The sequence below is a fragment of the Xanthomonas sp. fls2-241-TYG-148 genome (genome assembly GCF_030208815.1).
GTDB classification, from domain to species: Bacteria; Pseudomonadota; Gammaproteobacteria; order Xanthomonadales; family Xanthomonadaceae; genus Xanthomonas; species Xanthomonas campestris.
The window spans coordinates 568006-588824 of record NZ_JARVTE010000003.1 but is presented as its reverse complement, the minus strand read 5'-3'; the positions used below and the strand labels follow the sequence as shown (position 1 = coordinate 588824).

Here is a 20819-nt window from a genome sequence, read left to right as displayed (position 1 = left end):
TAGCCGCGTGCCACGTTCAGCCGCGCGACTTGTCTCCCCGGCGCGCGACCCCCATCCTGACCGCATGACCGACACCGCCCTGACTCTGGCCGAATCCCGGCTGCTGCTTCCCTCCGGCCTGGATACCGGCCACCTCGACCGCACCTTCGGCGCCCTGCTGGGCCCCGGCATCGACTTCGGCGACCTGTACTTCCAGCATTCGCGACGCGAGAGCTGGAGTGTGGAAGACGGCATCGTCAAGGACGGTGCGCATTCCATCGAACAAGGCGTGGGCGTGCGCGCCATCTCCGGCGAAAAAACCGGCTTTGCCTATTCCGACGACATCCAGCGCGAAGCCTTGCTGGAAGCGGCCCAGTCGGCGCGCGCAATCTCACGTGATGGCGGCGCGCAATCCACCCGCACGCTGGTGCGCGGCAACGGCCGTGCGCTGTATCCGGCCACCGACCCGATCGACGACATGGACAGCGCCACCAAGGTGGACCTGCTGCGCCGCATCGACCAGTACCTGCGCGCTGCGGACGCGCGCGTCAAGCAGGTGATGGTGAGTTTGTCCGGCGGCGTGGACACGGTACTGATCGCGCGCAGCGACGGTGTGCTGGCCGCCGACGTGCGCCCGCTGGTGCGCTTGAACGTGCAGGTGATCGTCGAACACGGCGGCCGCCGCGAGTCCGGCTATTCCGGTGGCGGTGGCCGTTACGGCTACGCCGAACTGTTCGCCGATGGGCGCCCGGAAGGTTTTGCGCGTGAAGCATTGCGCCAGGCGCTGGTCAATCTGGATGCGATTCCCGCGCCGGCCGGCGTGATGCCGGTGGTGCTGGGGCCGGGCTGGCCGGGCGTGCTGCTGCACGAAGCGGTGGGCCATGGTCTGGAAGGCGACTTCAATCGCAAGGGCACCAGCGTCTACGCCGGCCGCATTGGCGAGCGCGTGGCCTCCAAGGGCGTGACCATCGTCGATGACGGCACCCTGGATGGACGCCGCGGCTCGCTCAATATCGATGACGAAGGCACGCCCAGCCAGTGCACCACGCTGATCGAGGACGGCGTGCTGGTCGGTTACATGCAGGACACCCATAACGCGCGCCTGATGGGCGTGGCGCCCACCGGCAATGGCCGCCGCGAATCCTTCGCGCACCTGACCATGCCGCGCATGACCAATACCTACATGCGCGCCGGCGAGCACGACCCGCAAGAGATGATCCGCTCGGTCAAGAAGGGCATCTATGCGGTCAACTTCGGTGGCGGCCAGGTCGACATCACCAGCGGCAAGTACGTGTTCTCCGCAACCGAGGCGTACCTGATCGAAGACGGCAAGGTCACCGCGCCGGTGAAGGGCGCCACCCTGATCGGCAACGGCCCGGAAACCATGCAGAAGGTGCGCATGATCGGCAACGATCTGGCCCTGGACGAAGGTGTGGGCGTCTGCGGCAAGGACGGGCAGAGCGTGCCGGTCGGCGTGGGTCAGCCGTCGCTGCTGATCGACGGCATCACCGTGGGCGGAACGCAGGCCTGAGATGCGGGGATTCGGGAATCGGGAGTGGGGAATCGCAACGGCAGGGGCGCAGAGCAGTGCGTCGAGCGTTTGCGGTTTGCCGGTTCAGCGGAGGGGAATCGGGAATCGGGAGTGGGGAATTGCAACGGCAGGGGCGCGGAGCAGTGCGTCGGGCGGTTGCGGTTTGCCGGTTCAGCGGAGGGGCATCGGGAATCGGGAATGGGGAATCGCAACGGCAAGGGCGCAGAGCAGTGCGTCGGGCGGTTGCGGTTTGCCGGTTCAGCAGAGGGGTATCGGGAATCGGGAATGGGGAATTGCAACGGCAGGGATGGCCGTTGCCTGGCTCTATGGATCGGGCCGATCCCTATTCGTCGCCTTCTTCGTCGCCATACGACGCCGATTCTTCGTCTTCCAATCCCGCATCCCCACTCTCCAATCCCGGCTTCTGGGACAGATCACGCAATACCTGGAACAGCTCACGGTAAGCGCGAGGCGGCTTGTTCTTGGCCCGTTCGTGGATCGCGTTGCGCACCAGCTGACGCAGTTGCTGGCGATCGGCGGCCGGGTAGGCTTCCAGCAGTTCGGCCAGCGCGACGTCGCCTTCGGCGAGCAGGCGCTCGCGCCAGCGTTCGACGCGGTGAATCGCCGCCACTTCGCGGCGCGCGGTATCGCTGTTGGCATCCAGCGCATCGCGGATCGCATCCAGGGTTTCGTCGTCCTCGCGGCGCATGTGCTTGGCCAGAAACGCCAGCTGGCGCTTGTGCGCGATATGCGAGGTGATGCGCTTGCTCTCTTCGATGTGCGGGATCAACGACTCGGGCACCGGCAACTTGGCCAGCTGCGCCGGGGTGAGCGCCACCAGCTTTTCGCCCAGGTCGAAAATTTCCAACGCCTCGCGCCGTTGCTGGCTGCGGCTGGCGCCACGAAATTCACCGGTATCTTCATCGCGTCCGCGCATGCCACTACATCCCAAAACGTGTTTAGTTAAATTTCCGGCCATGAACGGCTGGACTCCGGCGGAAGACTCCGCACCAAATTCAGACACTGCGGCCATGGATGGCCGAGCGTTCTGCGGAAGGATCCGCATCCAAATTCAGACAGTCCGGCCACGATGGCCGGGCTTTCGCGGACGGATCCGCATCCAAAGGATAAAGCATTGAACGCACTCTCCTCCGAAACCCGTGTGACCGACGACAGCCTGCAGCGCCTGGAGGCACTCACCGAGATCTCCCAGCGGCTGCTCGAGCGTGCCCGCGCCGCCGGCGCGACCCAGGCCGAAGTGAGCTGCAGCGAAGAACGCGGTCTGGACGTGAACGTGCGGCTGGGCGAGGTGGAAACCGTCGAGTCCACGCGCGACCGCGGTATTGCGGTGACGGTGTACTTCGGCAAGCGCAAGGGCAGTGCGAGCACCGCCGACCTGCAGGAATCCAGCCTGGAGGCCACCGTTGCGCAGGCCTGCGCCATTGCCCGCTACACCGAAGACGACCCCGCTGCCGGCCTGGCCGATGCGGAGCTGATGGCGCACGACTTCCCCGAGCTGGACAGCTGGCACCCGTGGGCGCTGGACGCCGACACCGCCGTGGACCTGGCGCTGGCCTGCGAAAACGCCGGCCGGCAGGCCGATGCGCGGATCAGTAACTCCGATGGCGCCTCGGCCAGCACCGGGCTCAGCCTGTCGGTGTATGCCAACTCGCACGGATTCATCGGGCGCGAGCGTGGCACCCACCATTCGATCAGCTGCGCGCTGATTGCCGGGCAGGGCGACGGCATGCAGCGCGATGGCTGGTACAGCAGTGCGCTGGCGCGCGAAGACCTGGAAGCACCGGACGCGATCGGCCGGCATGCCGCCGCGCGCACCGTGGCACGGTTGCAGCCGCGCTCGCTGCCGACCGGCCAGTTGCCAGTGCTGTTCGCGCCGGAAGTGGCACGCTCGCTCGTCGGGCACTTGCTCGGTGCAGTGTCCGGCGGTGCGTTGTACCGCCGCGCCAGCTTCCTGCTCGACAGCGTCGGCACGCAGCTGTTTCCCGACTGGTTCGGTATCGAGGAATTGCCGCACTTGCGTCGCGGCCTGCGCTCGGCCGCGTTCGACGGGGAAGGCGTGGCCACGCGCCGCTCGGCCTTGGTCGACGGCGGCGTGCTGCAGCGTTATGTGCTGGGCAGCTATTCGGCGCGCAAGCTCGGGCTGCAGACCACCGCCAATGCCGGCGGGGTGCACAACCTGCAGGTGACCGCCAATGCCGGCGACCTGGCATCGATGGTTGCCGGCATGTCGCGCGGCCTGCTGGTCACCGAGCTGATGGGCAACGGCGTCAACGCGGTGACCGGCGACTATTCGCGCGGTGCCGGCGGGTTCTGGGTCGAGAACGGCGAGATTGCCTATCCAGTCGACGGGCTGACCATTGCCGGCAACCTGCGCGACATGTTTGCCGGGATCGAAGCGGTGGGCAGCGATGTCGACCCGCGCTCGCACGTCAAGATCGGCTCGGTGCTGATCAATCGCATGACCGTGGCCGGCGACAGCTGAGTCGTCCGCCCGATGCCTATGCCTGCCAGCGTCCCGGCGCTGGCGGACCCATGGCTTCCCGCACTGGTGGCGCGCGGATTGGTTGCTATAGTCCGCCGCACACCACAACCATGCATGGGGAGACATGATGAGCGAGTTCGACACACACGCCGCGCCACCACCGCCGCCGATCAGCACCGGCACGCCCTCGGAAGAGCGCACGTTGGCACTGGCCGCGCACCTGCTGGGCATCCTGACGTCCTTCATCGGCGCGCTGGTGATCTGGCTGATCAGCAAGGACGCCAGCCCGTCCAAGCCGTTTGCCACCGATCAGGCCAAGGAAGCGCTGAACTTCCAGATCACCGTGATCATTGCCTACGTGGCTGCGGTGATCCTGACCATCGTGTCGTTCGGCATCCTGTTCTTCGTGCCGACGCTGGTGTGGGTCGCCAACCTGGTGCTCTGCATCCTGGCGGCGGTCAAGGCCAACAGCGGCGAGAGCTACCGCTATCCGTTCACGCTGCGCCTGATCAAGTAATTCTTGATTACGCGTAAAACAAAGGCCCGGCAGTCATGCCGGGCCTTTGGCGTTTTTAGAAAGTCACGCAATCAGTTCTGCGCCGGGGTGTTCTCGGCAAAGTACTCGTGGCTGTCGGCATTGGTGATCGCCTGGGCCGGGTTGCTGATCGCCAGGCTGCGTGCGCCGGACTGGCCATAAACGCGGTCCTGGGTGCCGGCCACCACGGTGAAGTGGCTGGTCTCGTGCACCAGCGTTCCGGCCTTGGAGTCGGTGCCGGTTGTCGACGCGCTCCAGAACGCGTTGCAGACATGGATCTCGTACGGCTGGTTCGGATAGACGTAAGCGAAGGCGTCCGCCAGATCCGCTTCGCAGCTGCAGTTGATCGTCAGCTGGCCATTGTTCTGGTCCAGCGCGTTGTCGATGTTGACGAAGTTGGAGCTGACCCGGCTGTAGCGCGCGGCGTTGTAGGTGCCGAACCAGGTGGTGTAGCGCGCCCCGGTGCTGCCGCCGTTGAGGTAGGTACGCGCGTTCTGCGAGTAATTACGCGCGGCAGCGACGCCACTGGCGGCTTGGTTGGTGCGGGTGGTGCTGCAGTTGAGATAGTTGATGCCGTTGACCACGGCGGTCGGGCCGATTGCGAGCTGGCGCTGTACGCCACGCCGGGCGCCGTCCAGCCAGACGGTGAGCGGGGTGCTGGTGGCCACTGCCGGCAGGCCGTTTGCGGCCTTCATCAGGCTGCCATCGGAGAGCGAGGCGTACTGCAGCGACGAGCGCACCTGGATGGTGTAGTTGCCGCTGGTGGACAGGTCATAGGCACCGGCCAGATCCACCTCGCCCTGGACGCTCTGGCCCGGCTGCAGGATGGTGAAGTCGGCTGCCTTGGGCAGGCCGCGCTTGACCAGGCGCCCGGTGTAGTCCACCGGCTTGCCGTCGCGGCTTACCTCCAGGATGCCGTTGTCCAGCGACTTCAGCGGCAGCTGATAGGTCGGAACGCGGGCGACCTGGCTGCCGTTGTTGGTAACGGTGACCGCGATCTTGCCTTCATGTCGCCCAGCCTGGTCGGCCACTGGCGCCAGTTCGATGGTCAACGGAACCGGTCCGCGCACGGACTGTGCCTGCGCCGAACCGAGCACGCCGACGACGGCCAGCGTGCCTGCTGCAAACGATGTAAGAAAAACATTCTTCACCAGTGACTCTCCTTGGTCGGGGGATGCCCGCAAGCGCGGGCAGGCCAAACCTAGGCAGAGCGAGCGAACGCGACAAGTCGTTCAATTAGCGATATTTCTGGATGTGGTGCATGGGTTATGCATCCGGATACATCACTGGTGTAGATTATTCAGCAATAAAGCGTGCCGGCGATCATGGAATCGTGGTGCCTGTGTGTCGCCGGCTGACACAAACTGTGGCGACCAATGTGCCGTTTTGTGACCAGGCGCGCCTGTTGCCTGAATGGACCCGCGTGATCGACCGTGCGGTGGCGCACGGAATGCGCAAACGTGTCGCGTAACGCGAACACCGGGGAGGTGATGCATGCGGCAGCCGCTGTGATTGCGTTGGCGTCTGGCGGGGCGGTGATGTGGTGCGGAGCGATGCGTTGGAGTCCGCAGATGCTCGGCATCCACGCGCAATCACACGCGCTCGGCAGCCGCGCGTGAGGCCTGGTTAGCCCCGCCTAGTGGGCGCGGTCGACCGCGAAGCGGCCGAGGCTGGCCAAGGTAGCGCCGGGTTCGCCGTAGGGCTCCAACAGTTCGTGCATGTGGCTGGCCAGTTCCGCCAGCTTGGTCTTGGCGCCGTCCATGCCCAGCAAGGCGGGGTAGGTGGACTTGGACTGCGCCGCATCCTTGCCGGCAGTCTTGCCGAGCTGGGCGGAGCTTGATTCCACATCCAGGATGTCGTCACGCACCTGGAACGCGAGCCCCAGCGCGTCGGCAAACGCATCCAGGCGCTGCTGGTCGGCAACGCCCGCGCCGCCAGTCAGCACGCCCATGCGCACCGCGGCACGGATCAGCGCACCGGTCTTGAGCGCATGCATGCGCTGCAGTGCGTCCAGCGCCTGCACTTGGCCGGTGGCGTCGATATCCAGCGCTTGCCCGCCACACATGCCGGCCGCACCGGCGGCCGATGCCAGGCTCTGCAACCAGCCCACCCGCAGTGCCGCGTCTGCCGGCGCCTCGGCCAGCAGCTCGAATGCGCGTGCCTGCAAGGCATCGCCGGCAAGGATTGCGGTGGCTTCGTCGAAGGCGATGTGCACCGTGGGGCGGCCGCGACGCAGCGCGTCATCGTCCATGGCCGGCAGGTCATCGTGCACCAGCGAATACGCGTGGATCAGTTCCACCGCCACCGCCGGCGCATCCAGGCTGCCTTCTTCGGCGCCGAACAAGGCACCGCTTGCATAGACCAGCAGCGGACGCATGCGCTTGCCGCCACCGAGCACGGCGTGGCGCATGGCCGCGTGCAGACGCTGCGGGGCGAGGGCGGGGCTGGGAAGGCAAGCATCCAGCTGCCGTTCGGTGCGAGCAACCCAGCGCTCAAACAACGCCGCGCTCACTCAGCCGCCATCCAGCGACGGAGGCTCGAATGCTTCTGCCTGTTCGGGGCGTGCGGGGTCGGTCACCAGACGCACGCGCAGTTCCGCCTGTTCCAGCGCCTGCTGACAATCGCGGTACAGCCCGATGCCGCGCTCGTAGGCGGTGAGCGACTGCTCCAGGCTCATCTCGCCCACTTCCATCTTCTGCACCAGTTGCTCGAGTTCTTCCAGCGACTGTTCGAAGCGGGCGACGGGGGAGGATTCGTTCAAAGACTTCTTGGCCATCGACAAAGTGTGCGGCGCGCGCGCAGGCGGGTCAATTCGCGGGTGCAGCGCTGCGCCAGTGCAGGCGCGCGGCGTGCACACGCAACCACTGGTCCAGCGTGGCAGACACGATCTGATCACCGGCGGCCAGCAATGTCTCGCCGGCCCACAACAAGGGCAGGCGCGCGCGCTCCCACGGCGGCAGGTCTGATTGCTGCAGCAGATGTTTGAGTTGATGCGAATGGGTCCGGCCCGGCAGCACGATGCGCTCGCCCCCCTGGCGCGCGCGCACCTGCAGTGGCTGCTCGAAGCGCAGTCCGGGCGTGCCGCGCAGTTGCAGTTGCGCACCGTCGGGCAATAACAGTGTGCTGTCGCCGTTCCACTCGGCCTGCCACTGCGCTGGCCACGTCGCGCGCGCACTGAGCAGGTACAGCTGCTGGCGCCAGCGGCGAATTTCTGTCTGTTGCCAGGCAAAGCAGGTCTGCCGATCCGGCTGCGCGGTGGCGATCTCGCGTTCAAGCGCGTGCACGCCTTGCGCCGGCAGCGGCGGCGCGTGCGCGGCGGCCACCCAGGCGCGCAACAGGCGTGCGCGGCGCGCGGGGGAATGGCTGCGCAACGGCTGCAGCTCCAGGGCGCCGGCGCTGTTGCAGACGGTGGGCAGCAGATTGGCGTCGTCGTCGTGCAGCAGGGTGCTGGCATCGCCGCACAGCTGCGCGCTGCGGGCCAGTGCATCGGCCGCCAGCGGCCAGCGCTGCTGCAGCGCCGGCAGGACCTGCGTGCGCAGGAAATTGCGGTCGTGCTGCGGATCGGCGTTGCTGGGATCGTCGATCCAGCGCACTGCATGCGCCTGCGCATAGGCCGCCAGGTCGGCACGTGCGTGGTAGAGCAACGGGCGCCACAGCGTGCCCGGGCCGAACGGGCGCTGCGGACGCATCGCCGCCAGTCCGTCAGGGCCGGAAGCGCGCAGCGCGCGCAGCAGGAAGGTTTCGGCCTGGTCGTCACGGTGATGCGCCAGTGCCAGCCACTCGCCCGCTGCCAGGGTCGCTGCAAAGGCCGCATGCCGCGCGGCGCGTGCGGCCGCTTCCAGCCCGCTGCCGCTGTCGCGTGCCACCTGCACGCGTACGACCTGCAGGGCAACCCCCAAGGCCGCGCACTGCTGTTGGCAGTGCAGCGCCCAGGCATCTGCATCCGCATGCAGGCCATGGTGGACATGCACTGCGCGCAGGCCGGCCTCGCGGTAGCCGGGGATGGCGGCCAAAGCGTGCAGCAACACGGCCGAATCCATGCCGCCGCTGTAGGCCACCAGCAGCGGTGCCGGTGGGGTGGCGGGGATCAACCCGGCCGCCTGCATCACGTCCACGTCAGGCCATGCCCGTCATGACGCCGATCGCTGCCGGCCGCGCACCGCACCGGTTGTGCGCGGTGCGCTCGGCCATCAGCGCTGGGTCGCGCGCTCGAAGGTGGCGGGTGCGGGCAGGTTCACCGGCACCCCGGCGCTGTCGCAGGTGCCGGCCTTGCACAGGCGCTCGCGCAGACGCGGGGTGGCCTGGACGATGACGTGGTAGATCACGTTCTCTTCCAGCGTGCCGCGGAACGCCGCGCTGCCCGGGCCGGTGGCCCAGATGCCGACGTCTTCGCCGCCGTGGCTTTCGGACTTGGTCGGCACCAGCGATTCCTGCATGTAGCTGGGCGCCTCGGTATCCACGTGGGTCAGGTCGGGGCGGCCGCTTGCCGGCTCGCTGCTGCTGGGCTCGTGCGGGAATTTCTTCGGGCCGGCCGGCTGTGCGTTGGTCGCGCCGGTATGGCCGGGGCCATTGGCGTAGCTGAGGGTGGTGTAGGGCTGGCCGGCCAGATCGGTGGCCAGCTGGGTGCGGTCGCCTTCTTCGCCGCCGGTACCGCGCACCTTGCCCAGGATCGGGTTGCCGCGCACCGGATAGCCGACAAAGTTGAGCGTGTGCGAATGGTCGGCGGTGACGATGATCAGCGTGTCCGGCGGCGCCGTCTGCACGGCGGTGCGCACCGCATCCGACAGCGACACCGTTTCATCCAGCGCACGGTAGGCATTGCCATAGTGATTGGCATGGTCGATACGGCCGCCTTCGACCATCAGCACGAAGCCGTTCGGGTCGCGCGACAGCGACTGGATCGCGGTGCGGGTCATCTCGGTCAGGCTGGGCTCGCCTTGCGGCGTGCGGTTGCGGTCATGGTCGAACTGCATGTGGTCGGGCTCGAACAGGCCCAGCAGCGCCGGTGCGCCAGCGGCGGCCTGCAATTGCTGTTCGTTCCACACGTAGGCGCCCTGTGGGTGGGACTGCTTCCACTCGGCGACCAGGTCGCGCCCGTCCAGACGCAGGCCGACCTTGTCGTCGTACTCGGGGTCGCGCTCCTGCACGGTCTGGAACTGGCTGCGGCCGCCGCCGAGCACCACCTGCGGGCCACGCCCGAAGCGTGCGGTGGAGAGCAATTGCTGGGCGATGTCCTGGCAGCCGGCGGTGCGGGCGGCCTCGGGCAGGTCGGTGTCGTTCTCCCAGTTGCGCTCCGGCGAATGCGCGTAGGTCGCCGCCGGCGTGGCGTGGGTCAGGCGGGTGGTGGTGACCACACCGGTGGCCATGCCGGCGCTGTCGGCCAGTTGCAGCCAGCTCAGCAGGCCCTTGCCCAGGCTGTCGGCACAGTCGCTGCGGTTGCCGCTGCTGACCCCGATCGCGCCCATGTGCGACTTCACCCCGGTGGTGATCGCGGTCATGGTGCCGGCCGAGTCGGGGGTCTGCGAATCGGTGTTGTAGGTCTTGCTGAAGGCGGTGGCGGGGAATTGCTCCCACGACAGCAGATTCTCTTCGCCCGGGCCGCCCTTGCGCTGACCGTCCAGGATGCGTGCGGCGGCCACCGTGGTCAGGCTCATGCCATCGCCCAGGAAAAGGATCACGTTGCGCGCCTTGCCGGCCATCGCGCCGTTGCCGGCGGCACGCGCCGCGCCAGAGCGGTACCACCATTGCGGGGTTTCGCCGGCCGGATGCGTTACCGGTGGCACGTCCACCTTGACCGAGGCGGGCGCCGCGGTGGTGGATCCGGCAGTGGAAGCGCAGGCGGCCACGCACAGCGTGGTCAGGGCGGCGAGGGCAGGCAGGCGGTAACGCATCGGCATCGAACTCGTGACTGAATCAATGCCCATTATGCCGGGATGCATCCGTCGCACTGATGACACGCCGCTGTTCTAGTCGTGGCCTCGCGGGCAGGGCGGCCCTGCGATAAGGTGCATGCACTCCCCCCGGATGATTTCAAGCATGACATTGGTCTCGGCCTGGTTGCGCATTCCGTTCTGGCAACGCGTGGTGGCCGGCTTCGTGCTGGGCGCGATCGCGGGCGCAGCCATGGGCCCGGCCGCCGAGGTGTGGTTTGGGCCGCTGGGTGATCTGTACGTCACCCTGATCAAGATGATCGCGGTGCCGCTGGTGTTCTTTGCGGTGATCAACGCAATCTCGTCCTTGCACGGGCAAAAATCCGTTGCGGCGTTGGGCGGGCGCACCTTCCTGTGGTTCGTCATCACCGCCGCGCTGGCAGTGGGCGTGGGCCTGGCGGTGGGCACGATCATGCAGCCCGGCGCCGGCCATTTCAGCCTGAGCGTGGACTCGGCGTGGAAGCCGCGCGATGTGCCCAGCCCGATCAAGGTGCTGCTGGATGTGGTGCCCTCCAACCCGTTCTACGCGCTGACAGGCATCGGCACCAAGACCAATGCCGCCGGCGAAACCGTGCTGGCCGCCGGGCGTGGCTCGATCCTGCCGGTGATCTTCTTTGCCGCGCTGCTGGGCTTTGCGATGGTCAAGCTGGGTGACCGCGTGGCCGAGGCGCGCAAGCTCACCGGGCAGCTGAGCGACATCATGATTCAGGTCACCCGCTTCGTGCTGGAGATGACCCCGCTGGGCACCTTCGGCCTGATTGCGGGCCTGGTGGGCAGCTACGGCTTTGCGAAGCTGCTGCCGTTCGGCAATTTCGTGCTGGCGCTGTATGTGGCCTGTGCGCTTCACATCGTGGTGGTCTACAGCAGCCTGTTGCTGCTGCACGGGCTGAACCCATGGAAGTTCTTCCGCGGTGCGGCGCCTGGGATGCAGGTGGCGTTCGTGAGCTCGTCAAGCTTCGCCGCGATGCCGGTGGCGATGCGCTCGATCACCCACAACCTCGGCGTGAACAAGGACTACGCCGCCTTCGCCGTGCCGCTGGGCGCGAGCATCAAGATGGACGGCTGTGGCGCGATCTTCCCGGCGTTGTGCGCCGTGTTCATCGCGCAATACACCGGCGTGCCGTTGACCGCCAACCAGTATTTCGTGGTGCTGATCGCCTCGGTGCTGGGCAGCTTCGGCACCGCTGGCGTGCCGGGCACCGCGGTGGTGATGGCCACGGTGGTGCTCAGCGCGGCCAACCTGCCGCTGGAAGTGATCGGCTATCTGTACGCGATCGACCGCATCCTCGACATGATGCGCACCATGACCAACGTCACCGGGCAGATGCTGGTGCCGGTGCTGGTGGCCAAGGAGACCGGTCTGCTGGACAAGACGATCTACGAGTCTGCGTCCACCAACGTGGGGCTTGAGGATCCGCCCGCCGATCGCGCGGCGCCGCTGCGCTGAGCCGGTGATGGAAGACGGTTTCCCCACCGTGCGCGGGCAATTGCAGGCGCTTGCGCCGTTGCACGTCATCGACGGTGTGCTGGTGCAGGACGGCCTGCCCGACGATCCGTTTGAGCAGCAGTACCTGCAGATCCGGCGCAAGGAAGGCCGGCTGTACACCGACGCGCAGGTGCGCAGCCTGCCGCGCCCCGGTGGCGCGCTGGGCAATACGCTTGAATGGCAGGTGCGCGCGCTGTCCAGCAGCCTGCTGGTGCAGCATCTACAAGCGCACACCGGGCATGGCGCCATTCTCGAACTGGGCTGCGGCAATGGCTGGTTGTCGCATCTGCTTGCGCAGGCCCTGCAGCGCGAGGTCTGCGGTGTCGACGTCAACCGCACCGAATTGACCCAGGCCGCGCGCGTCTTCGGCCATGACGCGCGGCTGACATTCGTCGCTGCCGACATCCACACGCTAATGTTGCCGTGCGATGTATTCGATGTGATCGTGTTGCCCGCCTGCGTGCAGTATTTCAGCGATCCCGCCGCGCTCGTCAGCCGCCTGCTCGGTTGCCTGCGCGAAGGCGGTGAGCTGCACATCCTCGACAGCCCGCTGTACGCCACGCCGCAGCGCGGCCGGGAAAGCGCCGCACGCAGCCTGCGTTACTTCACCGACCTGGGATGTCCGGCGCTGGCCGCGCACTATCACCAGCACACCTACGCCAGCTTCGACCGCTTCGCCGTGCAGTGGTTGTTCGATCCCCGGCGCGCGAGCGCGCGGCTGGGGCGCCTGTTCAAACGGCGGCAGCCGCATTTTCCGTGGTTGTGTCTGCGCAAGCAGGACAACTGACGGCCAGGCAATCGATCGGGGTCAGTGGGCTCGCACGGCCTCCATCAGCGTGGTGGCCCCCGGCGCCTGGTGCTGGGCAACCGCGCCCACCACGATGAAGAAGACGAGCACGCCCAGCAGCGGCCAGATCGTGTGGCGGACGCACAGCCACCACCAGCCCTGAGCCTGGATGCCGCGCATCCGCCGGTACAGCCCGCCGGCCAATGCCGCGTCCACCAGGAGTTCGGCCATCAGCACCGGTGCCGACCACATCACCCAGACAGCAGCCACCAGGGCGGCTACGGACGCAGCCAGTAGCGCCACGATTGCCAGGACAGGCAATCCCGCATCGCCATCGATGAGGTCCGGAAGTACATCGCCCTCCAAAAGCCCGGAGCCGGCCGGTGCGGCTCCTGTGCCGGAACGGCCCGCACCACTGGAGCCGCCACCGCCGTTCCAGCCGGGCGTTGTTGGCGTGCTACCGCCGTCGAGGTCGATGCTGTGATCCAGCAGCTCCTCGTACGCGTCATCCATGTCGTTGCGCCAACGCACCCAGGCCCACATCAGTAGCAGGAACACGCCATAGGCGGCGAGTGTGGCTAGCGGATAGCGCAGCACCATCGCGTCGATGCCGCCATTGCGCAGCAGGTGCGAGCTCAGCAGCCCGCCACTGGCGGTGATCATCACGATGGCGCTCATCTGCAGCCGTGGCCAGCCGTCGCGTTCCAGGCGCTGACGTGTCTGCAGGAGGTCGTGGATGTGCCGTTCGGGCATCGCGGTGCGTCCTGCAGCAGGCACGCCTGTGCCGGAATGCCGAGCGTAAGGAGTTTCGCGTGTGCGTGCATGTGCAGACGCCTATCGATCCTGCGTGGTGGCGAGAACGGGAAGGGCATCCGCGGCGCGCATTCGTCGTTGCAAGTGGTCTTTGTCCAGCCTCCTGCTGGAGGAATGACGGATTCGCTCGCAATGCGCTGGCCTGCTGGTACGTAGAGACGCAGCTTGCGGTCGATACCACTCAGCGGAATCCAGGCGGGACGTGGTGCGTTGAACACGACGGCGATGCCCGCCTGCGCGCACACATGGCACACTTCAAGCTCATCCTTTGGCGAGAGACACCGGTGATTGGCCAACAACGTGATCTGACATTTCGTTTCCTGGCCGAGCCCAGCGACGTCAACTTCGGCGGCAAGGTGCACGGCGGCGTGGTCATGAAGTGGATCGACCAGGTGGGTTTTGCGGCGGCCAGTGGCTGGAGCGGGCATTACTGCGTCACCGTGGCGGTGGGCGGCATCCGGTTCGTGGCGCCGGTGCGCATTGGCGATCTGGTCGCAGTGTCGGCCAAGCTGGTCTACACCGGCCGCAGCAGCATGCATTTCGCCATCGACGTACGCGCGCGCAGCCCGATGGGCGGCGACTCGCGGCTGTGCACCCACTGCATCATCGTGTTCGTGGCGATGGATCCAGACGGCGTCACTCCGGTGGAAGTACCGTCATGGCGGCCGTCCACACCGGAAGACCAACGCCTGGCCGAATACGCGCTCAAGGTGATGGAACTGAGCAAGGGCATCGAAGACACGATGGCGCATTACCAGGCCGATACTGGCCGCTAAGCGGTATTTGATGATGTGGGAGCGGGCCGCCGCCTCGTGGGGCTTGCACCGCATGTTGCCGCAGGTGCTTCCCACGCATTGTTTGTCGGTGTCGGCCGCGTAAGCAGCTGCGCCCTCGCGTCGCTCTACAAGCAATGCGACGCGCAAGCCTCACAGCTCATCAAGCACGTATTGCACTCGTTGCTCTGTGTTGGCAAGCAAACGTTGATTGTTGGCGAAGTGGGCCAGATCAAACCCGTATGGCAGGCGCCGCCGCCTATCGCTGTGCAAATGGCCTTGGCGGTGGCGGTGGCGCGGTCGGAGACGGGGCTGGTCTAGAGGCTTGCAGCCATTCGCGCTGACACCTGGATTGCAGCGGCTCCGGCCATCGGCGGTCAGGGCAGCGCGTTGCACCGATGGCTCAGGCCGTGCGCGGCCGGCCGAAAACAAAAAAGCCGCAGCAACCGCCGCGGCTTTGATGTGCAGAACGAACGTTGCGATCAGAGTACGCGGCGCGCCTGGATGAACTTTTCGCTCCAGTAACCGCTGGCCAGCGAGTCCACGCGCACGTCCTTGCCGCGGCTCGGCGCGTGCAGGAACTTGCCGTCGCCGACCACCAGGCCGACATGATCGATGCGGCCGCGGCGGCCGAAGAACACCAGGTCGCCGGCCTTGAGCGCGTGCGGGTCCTTGATCAGCTCGGCGGTTTCATCGCGAGCGATATCGCGGGAGACGCGCGGCAGTTCGATGCCCAGCGCAGTCTTGAACACGTAACCAACCAGGCCGCTGCAGTCGAAGCCTTCGGTGGACTCGCCACCCCAGACGTACGGCGTGCCCAGCAGGGCCATTGCGCGCTGCAGGATCACCTGCACTTTGCTGTCGGCCACGGCGTTCTGTGCCGCGTTGGCGGCGCTCTGCGAAACGTCGTAGTTGGCGAGCAGGCGGCTGAGGTCGCCAGCGAACATCGCCGAGCGGTCCATCAGGGGAATGGCGTCGTTGGCAGCCAGGTGCGGAAGCAGGGCGGCCAGCGTTGCAGTGGCAGCGGCATCAGCGCGGCTGCGGGTGGCGGCTTTCTCAGCGGCGACGGCGCTTTCAGATGCGGTCGTCGGCGGAACGGAAGAGGGGCTGGGGGCGGTCTGTGCCAAGGCGGGAAGTGCTGCGAGCCAGAGCGCGGTGGCGCACAACAGGCGGAGCGGTTTCCGGGGCGGATGCGGTGCGGCGCCAGGGTTGAGCTGTTCGTCGTTCGTCACGCGGGAATCACAATTCTGCTGTCGATGCGGGATGATGCCTTGGTGAAGGGTTCGTTACGTTCAAAAAACGTTAACTTTCCGTTTTATGACTTGTGACGTACATCACATTTCAGTGTAAAACCCGCTTTGAACCTGAATAATGGTCACGCCAGTAAGCCCCATCGAGGAAATCCAAGCGGACGGTACCGCCGCTGCTTGGGGCGTGCACGAAGCGGCCTTCACCGACGTAAATGCCGACGTGGGTCACGCTTCCGCTGGAGCCAAAAAAGACCAGATCGCCAGTTGACAGTTTTTCCGCTGGAATCTTAGGACCCTGCACGGCGGCCAGGTCACGCGAGGTCCTGGGCAATGAGAGCGCCAGCACGTCCTTGTAGACATAGGTGACAAGCCCGCTGCAGTCGAAGCCGCTCTCCGGAGTGTTGCCGCCATACCGGTACGGCGTGCCGACCAGGCCCAGGGCGCGCATGAGGATGTTGTTGGCGGCAGCGGGGTTTGCCGGCGGTACCTGGGGCCAGACGCGTGCGGTGGCCGGTGCTGGCGCCGGGCGGCGCACCGGTGCCTGCGAGCAGGCGGCCAGCAGCGACAGACCCAGCATCAGGCAGGCCGCGGCGGTGCGGGGACGAACGGCAGCAACTGGCGTGATAGGCATTGAGCCGGGATAATGGGCGGTTACGAAGGTCGCCATGATGGCGGCGCACTCGACGGCCCACAAGCCGTCCTCAACCGTCTGCCACCGGGCAGCCCCATTCAGAGCCAGGCATGAAGATCGAAAAAGACAGCGTCGTCCGCTTCCATTACACCGTTTCCGAGCTCGGCCAGGAGCCGATCGAAAGTTCCAAGGAGCGCGACCCGTTGGCGATCCTGATCGGCCACGGCAACATCATCCCGGGCCTGGAAGCGGCCATGATGGACAAGGAAGCCGGCGAGAGCTTCGGCGTCGACGTCAAGGCCACCGAGGCTTACGGCGAATACCGCGAAGGCCTGAGCCAGCGCGTGCCCAAGAAGCACTTCGGCGCCACCAAGCTGGTGCCGGGCACGCAGGTGGTGCTGCAGACCAACTTCGGCCCGCGTGCGGTGACGGTGCAGAAGGTCGGCATGAGCGTGGTCGATGTGGATCTCAACCACCCGATGGCCGGCAAGGACCTGCACTTTGACGTGGAAATCATCGAAGTGCGCGAAGCTACCCAGGAAGAGCGTGACCACGGCCATGTGCACGGCGACGGCGGTCACCACCACTGAGTCACCGCTGTGCATCCTGACGGCCCGCCTCTTCGGCGGGCCGTTTGCATTGTGCGACCTGCTGTGCCGCCTGCCGTTACCCAGGTTTCGATGACCGAGCGTTCTGTATTGTTGCCAATTGCCGCGACCGAGCGGATTGCGGTGCTGGATGTGCTGCGCGGTTTCGCGCTGCTGGGCATCTTGCTGATGAACATCGAAGGCTTCGTCGGCCCGCTGGACCTGGCGGTGACCGGCGTCGATCCGCACTGGCATGGCCTGGACCGCGTGGTCGATGCGCTGACTTATGTGTTTGTGCAGGGCAAGTTCTACACCTTGTTCTCGCTGTTGTTCGGCATGGGGTTTGCGGTGATGGCGCAACGCGCCCAGCAGGCGCAGCGCCCGTTCCTGGGCATGTATCTGCGCCGCAGTGCCGGCCTGCTGGTGATCGGTCTTGCCCATGCGGTGCTGCTGTGGTCGGGCGATGTGCTGGTGACCTATGCGCTGCTGGCGCTGCTGTTGCTGGCCACCCGCTCCGTGCCCACGGCCACGCTGCCGTGGTTTGCGGTGTTCGTGTACCTGTGTGCGCCGGGGTTGATCCTGCTCTATGGCGCGGTGGGCGCGCTGGCCCAGGCGGATCCCGCCGCCGCGGCCGAGTGGAACGTGGCGATGCGCGAGGTGGCGCAGCAGGCGGTGGCCAACGTGCAGGCGCAGCGCAGTGCGCTGGGCAGCGGCACCTATGTGCAGGCCACCGTGCAGCGTTGGCACGATCTGCGCGAGGCCTTGAGCGCGCTGACCATCAACGGCCCGGCCATGCTCGGGATGTTCCTGCTGGGTGGCTGGTTTGTGCGCAGCGGCGCGATTGCCGCGCCCGAGCGCTTTGTGCGTCTGTTCGGTTGGCTGCGTTACGGCGTGTTGCCACTGGGTCTGGCGTTGATGCTGGTGAGCTACCGGCTAGAGCCGTGGATGGATCCGGCCCGGCTGGATCTGCGGCTGTCGTTGGCGTTCGCGCTGGCACTGCTGGGCGGGGCGATGATGTGCCTGGGCTATGCGGCCTGGGTGATGCGTTTTGCAGCGCAGCTGCGCTGGCTGGCACCGGCCGGGCGCATGGCCTTGAGCAACTATCTGCTGCAGTCGCTGCTGTGTACGAGCATCTTCTACGGCTATGGCCTGAGCTATTTCGAACAGTTGCCACGTGCCTGGCAACCGCCATTTGCGCTGCTGGTTTTCGCAGTGCAGGTGGCACTGAGCCACCTATGGTTGCGCTGGTTCCGCTTCGGCCCGGTGGAGTGGCTGTGGCGCTGCGTGACCTACCTGCAGGTGCCGCCACTGCGGCGTCATGCTGGCGCTGCGGGCTGACGCATGAGCAACGCACGCGTGGATGTGGTGGTGATCGGTGCCGGTGCGATCGGGCTGGCCACTGCGCGTGCGTTGGTCGGTGCCGGCCGCCAGGTGCAGGTGCTTGATGCCGGCGCGATCGGCGGGGCAACGTCGTATGGCAACTGCGGCACCATCACGCCCAGCCATGCACCGCCGCTGGCAGCGCCGGGCATGCTTGGCCAGGCGCTGAAATGGATGTTGACGCCGGATGCGCCGCTGTATATCCCGCCGCGGCTGGATCCCACGCTGTGGCGTTGGTTATGGCGCTTTGCACGGCGCTGCAACCAGCGCGATTGGCGGGCCAGCGTGCAGGCGCGCGCTGCGCTGCTACACGATGCACGCCTGCGGCTTGCCCACTGGATCGAACGCGACGGGCTGGACTGCGAATTCCGCAGCGATGGCTTGGACTATGTATTCGGCGATGCGCGCAGGTTCGAACATTACCGTGCCGAATGCGCAGCGTTGGCGCAGTGGGGCATCCAGGCACACGCTATCGATGGCGAAGACTATGTGCGGGACGACCCCGCCTTTCGCCAGGGTATTGCCGGCGCGATCCACTTCCCCGGCGATGCGCATCTGCGCCCCGAACGCTACACCGCCGAGCTGGCACGCGTGCTGCGCGCACGTGGCGGCGTGATCCAGGAACACTGCCGTGTGCACGCCGTGCGTCCGGATGCGCAGGGCGTGTGCCTGCACACCGCGCACGGACAACTGCATGCGCGCGAGGTGGTGATCGCCACCGGGCCGTGGTCGCCGCAACTTGCTGCACAACTGGCGCTACGGCTGCCGGTGCAGGCCGGCAAGGGCTATTCGATCACCTATAGCGCGCCGGCGCAGATGCCAAAACGCCCGGTGGTGCTGAAGGACCGTTGGGTGTTCGTGGTGCCATGGCGCGACCGCCTGCGGATCGGCAGCACCATGGAATTCTCCGGCCACAACAGCCAGCTCAACGCGACCCGCCTGGCCGCGCTGGAGCGCGCGGCAGCGCAATTCCTGCATGCGCCGAAAGGCCCTGTCGAAATCGAACGCTGGTATGGATGGCGCCCGATGACCTGGGACGATGTGCCGGTGTTGGGCGCGGTGCCGCGCAGTCCTCACGTCTGGCTCGCGGCCGGCCATGGCATGCTCGGCATCAGCATGAGTACTGCAAGTGGACAACTGATGGCCGACCTGATCACCGGGCGCGCACCCGCGCTGGACCCGCATCCCTACCGCGCAGAGCGTTTTGCATGAGCGCACGTTACGACTACGACGTGGTGGTGCTGGGCGGTGGCTCCGGTGGTCTTGCCGCAGCGTTCCGCGCAGCCAAGCATGGCGCGCGCGTGGCGATCATGGAGCCGGGCGAGCTCGGCGGAACCTGCGTCAATCTCGGTTGCGTGCCGAAGAAGGCGATGTGGTTGGCGGCCGATCTGGCGAGCAAGATCGAACTGGCCGGTGCACTCGGGTTTGATGTGGTGCGCCCAACCTTGACCTGGCAGGAATTGGTCACCCACCGGCAGGGCTACATCGGCAACATCCACGCCAGTTACCGGCGCCGCCTCGACGATGATGGTGTGGTGCTGATCCCGCAGCGTGGCGTGTTGCAGGACCGGCATACCTTGATGGGCGCCGACGGCGTGCCCGTCACTGCCGAGCACATCGTCATTGCCACAGGTGCGCATCCATTGCGCCCGCACGTGGAGGGCGCCGAGCATGGTCATGTGTCCGACGACTTCTTCAACCTCTGCCATGCGCCGGACCACGTGGCCATCGTGGGCGGCGGCTATATCGCGGTGGAGATTGCGGGGCTGTTGCAGGCGCTTGGCAGCCGCGTGCATCTGTTCGTGCAGGGCGAGCGGTTGCTGGAACGCTTCGACGCCGAACTCACGTTGCAGCTGGCCGATAACCTGCGCCATCTCGGTGTGCGCCTGCACTTCGGTTTCCGCACCACCGGTGTGCAGCGCGATGAGGCGGGCAAGCTGCGCATGCGTGGCCACAGCGCACATCCGGGCGAGCTGGGCAACGATGTCTTTGACCAGGTTTTCTTTGCAATTGGCCGCCGTGCCAACACCGCCGGGCTTGGCCTGGAAGCGCTTGGCGTGGAACTCGGCAAGAAGGGCGAAATCGTCGTGGACGACGGCCAGACCACCAACGTGCCCAACATCCATGCGGTTGGCGATGTGGGCGGCAAGGTCGGGCTGACGCCGGTGGCGATCGCGGCCGGGCGCAAGTTGATGGATCGCCTGTTCGGTGGTCAGCCGGATGCGCGCATGGATTACGACAACGTGCCCAGCGTGGTGTTTTCGCACCCGCCGCTGGGTGCGGTGGGCCTCACCGAAGAGCAGGCGCGTGAGCGCTACGACGGTGCGGTGCGCGTGTACCGCAGCAACTTCCGCCCGATGCTGCACGCATTGGCCGATGCGCCGCAGCGCAGCGTGTTCAAGCTGGTGTGCGTGGGCGAGGAAGAGCGCGTGGTCGGCGTGCACCTGCTCGGCGAAAGCGCCGACGAGATGCTGCAGGGCTTTGCGGTGGCGGTCAAAATGGGCGCCACCAAGCGCGACTTCGACGAGACCGTGGCGATTCATCCCACCTCATCGGAAGAAATTGTGTTGATGCATTGAGCGCTGCATGCTGGCGGCATGCGTTTGCGGGTCGCAGCGTGGCAATCAGCGCAGA

At 66.6% G+C, this 20819-nt stretch carries 20 protein-coding genes; 11 read left to right on the top strand and 9 right to left on the bottom strand.

The genetic code is table 11. The annotated features are described in order from the left end of the window. Window positions 1-64 precede the first annotated feature (64 nt). Window positions 65-1510, top strand: a complete 1446-nt coding sequence (gene tldD / locus QRM60_RS07820) for a metalloprotease TldD (RefSeq protein WP_014508291.1) — start codon at window positions 65-67, stop codon at window positions 1508-1510. A 343-nt stretch (window positions 1511-1853) separates the two neighbouring features. Here tldD and yjgA read toward each other — a convergent pair whose 3' ends face one another. After that, a complete protein-coding gene (yjgA, locus tag QRM60_RS07815; protein ID WP_115556375.1) occupies window positions 1854-2447 on the bottom strand; it encodes a ribosome biogenesis factor YjgA in 594 nt (197 codons plus the stop codon). A 198-nt stretch (window positions 2448-2645) separates the two neighbouring features. On the opposite strand from yjgA, the gene pmbA reads away from it, so the two are divergent. Continuing rightward, window positions 2646-4013: a metalloprotease PmbA gene (gene pmbA, locus QRM60_RS07810; protein WP_285445903.1), complete on the top strand. Its 1368-nt coding sequence runs from the start codon at window positions 2646-2648 to the stop codon at window positions 4011-4013. Window positions 4014-4140: 127 nt separating this feature from the next. Continuing rightward, the gene (locus QRM60_RS07805; RefSeq protein ID WP_040942277.1) at window positions 4141-4530 is read left to right on the top strand and encodes a DUF4870 domain-containing protein; all 390 of its coding nucleotides are present in this window, start codon (window positions 4141-4143) and stop codon (window positions 4528-4530) included. Between the two features lie 71 nt (window positions 4531-4601). Here the strand turns inward: QRM60_RS07805 and QRM60_RS07800 are convergent, their stop codons facing one another. Beyond that, a complete protein-coding gene (locus tag QRM60_RS07800) occupies window positions 4602-5699 on the bottom strand; it encodes a M35 family metallo-endopeptidase (protein ID WP_285445902.1) in 1098 nt (365 codons plus the stop codon). Between the two features lie 110 nt (window positions 5700-5809). Between QRM60_RS07800 and QRM60_RS07795 the strand changes: the two genes are divergently transcribed. Next, window positions 5810-6019 carry a hypothetical protein gene (locus tag QRM60_RS07795; protein ID WP_153065443.1) on the top strand — a complete coding sequence of 70 codons (210 nt, stop codon included), beginning with the start codon at window positions 5810-5812 and terminating at the stop codon, window positions 6017-6019. 165 nt (window positions 6020-6184) lie between these two features. On the opposite strand, the gene QRM60_RS07790 is transcribed toward QRM60_RS07795, so the two are convergent. From QRM60_RS07790 to QRM60_RS07775, 4 genes are all read right to left on the bottom strand, one after another. Next, the gene (locus tag QRM60_RS07790; RefSeq protein ID WP_076054633.1) at window positions 6185-7060 is read right to left on the bottom strand and encodes a polyprenyl synthetase family protein; all 876 of its coding nucleotides are present in this window, start codon (window positions 7058-7060) and stop codon (window positions 6185-6187) included. Next, window positions 7061-7324, bottom strand: a complete 264-nt coding sequence (locus tag QRM60_RS07785) for an exodeoxyribonuclease VII small subunit (protein WP_011037729.1) — start codon at window positions 7322-7324, stop codon at window positions 7061-7063. Between the two features lie 31 nt (window positions 7325-7355). Continuing rightward, on the bottom strand, window positions 7356-8654 hold the full coding sequence (gene tilS / locus QRM60_RS07780; protein ID WP_285445924.1) for a tRNA lysidine(34) synthetase TilS: 1299 nt from the start codon (window positions 8652-8654) through the stop codon (window positions 7356-7358). 84 nt (window positions 8655-8738) lie between these two features. Continuing rightward, entirely contained in the window at window positions 8739-10445 is a 1707-nt protein-coding gene (locus QRM60_RS07775) for an alkaline phosphatase (protein ID WP_285445901.1), read from the bottom strand. A 139-nt stretch (window positions 10446-10584) separates the two neighbouring features. Here QRM60_RS07775 and QRM60_RS07770 point away from each other — a divergent pair, with 139 nt between their 5' ends. Both QRM60_RS07770 and QRM60_RS07765 read left to right on the top strand, forming a co-directional pair. Next, a complete protein-coding gene (locus QRM60_RS07770; protein ID WP_228419106.1) occupies window positions 10585-11925 on the top strand; it encodes a dicarboxylate/amino acid:cation symporter in 1341 nt (446 codons plus the stop codon). 7 nt (window positions 11926-11932) lie between these two features. After that, window positions 11933-12751 (top strand): class I SAM-dependent methyltransferase, encoded by an 819-nt coding sequence (locus QRM60_RS07765; RefSeq protein WP_228419107.1) that lies wholly within the window; start codon window positions 11933-11935, stop codon window positions 12749-12751. 21 nt (window positions 12752-12772) lie between these two features. Here the strand turns inward: QRM60_RS07765 and QRM60_RS07760 are convergent, their stop codons facing one another. After that, window positions 12773-13528, bottom strand: a complete 756-nt coding sequence (locus QRM60_RS07760) for a hypothetical protein (RefSeq protein ID WP_115556370.1) — start codon at window positions 13526-13528, stop codon at window positions 12773-12775. 320 nt (window positions 13529-13848) lie between these two features. Between QRM60_RS07760 and QRM60_RS07755 the strand changes: the two genes are divergently transcribed. Further along, window positions 13849-14340: an acyl-CoA thioesterase gene (locus QRM60_RS07755; RefSeq protein WP_014508277.1), complete on the top strand. Its 492-nt coding sequence runs from the start codon at window positions 13849-13851 to the stop codon at window positions 14338-14340. Between the two features lie 479 nt (window positions 14341-14819). Here QRM60_RS07755 and QRM60_RS07750 read toward each other — a convergent pair whose 3' ends face one another. Together QRM60_RS07750 and QRM60_RS07745 are read right to left on the bottom strand one after the other, a co-directional pair. Next, window positions 14820-15569: a C40 family peptidase gene (locus QRM60_RS07750; protein ID WP_115000983.1), complete on the bottom strand. Its 750-nt coding sequence runs from the start codon at window positions 15567-15569 to the stop codon at window positions 14820-14822. A gap of 109 nt (window positions 15570-15678) precedes the next feature. Further along, window positions 15679-16254: a C40 family peptidase gene (locus QRM60_RS07745; protein ID WP_115530845.1), complete on the bottom strand. Its 576-nt coding sequence runs from the start codon at window positions 16252-16254 to the stop codon at window positions 15679-15681. A 74-nt stretch (window positions 16255-16328) separates the two neighbouring features. Between QRM60_RS07745 and QRM60_RS07740 the strand changes: the two genes are divergently transcribed. The 4 genes from QRM60_RS07740 to gorA all read left to right on the top strand — a co-directional run bounded on the left by QRM60_RS07740 (window position 16329) and on the right by gorA (window position 20764). Next, a complete protein-coding gene (locus QRM60_RS07740) occupies window positions 16329-16808 on the top strand; it encodes a peptidylprolyl isomerase (RefSeq protein WP_011037712.1) in 480 nt (159 codons plus the stop codon). A 90-nt stretch (window positions 16809-16898) separates the two neighbouring features. After that, window positions 16899-18143, top strand: coding sequence for a DUF418 domain-containing protein (locus QRM60_RS07735; protein ID WP_115530741.1), 1245 nt, complete (start codon window positions 16899-16901; stop codon window positions 18141-18143). A gap of 3 nt (window positions 18144-18146) precedes the next feature. Beyond that, a complete protein-coding gene (locus QRM60_RS07730) occupies window positions 18147-19397 on the top strand; it encodes an FAD-dependent oxidoreductase (RefSeq protein WP_285445900.1) in 1251 nt (416 codons plus the stop codon). Next, window positions 19394-20764 (top strand): glutathione-disulfide reductase, encoded by a 1371-nt coding sequence (gene gorA, locus QRM60_RS07725; protein WP_115530739.1) that lies wholly within the window; start codon window positions 19394-19396, stop codon window positions 20762-20764. Before QRM60_RS07730 ends, gorA begins: the two co-directional genes overlap by 4 nt. The last annotated feature ends 55 nt before the right edge of the window (window positions 20765-20819 follow it).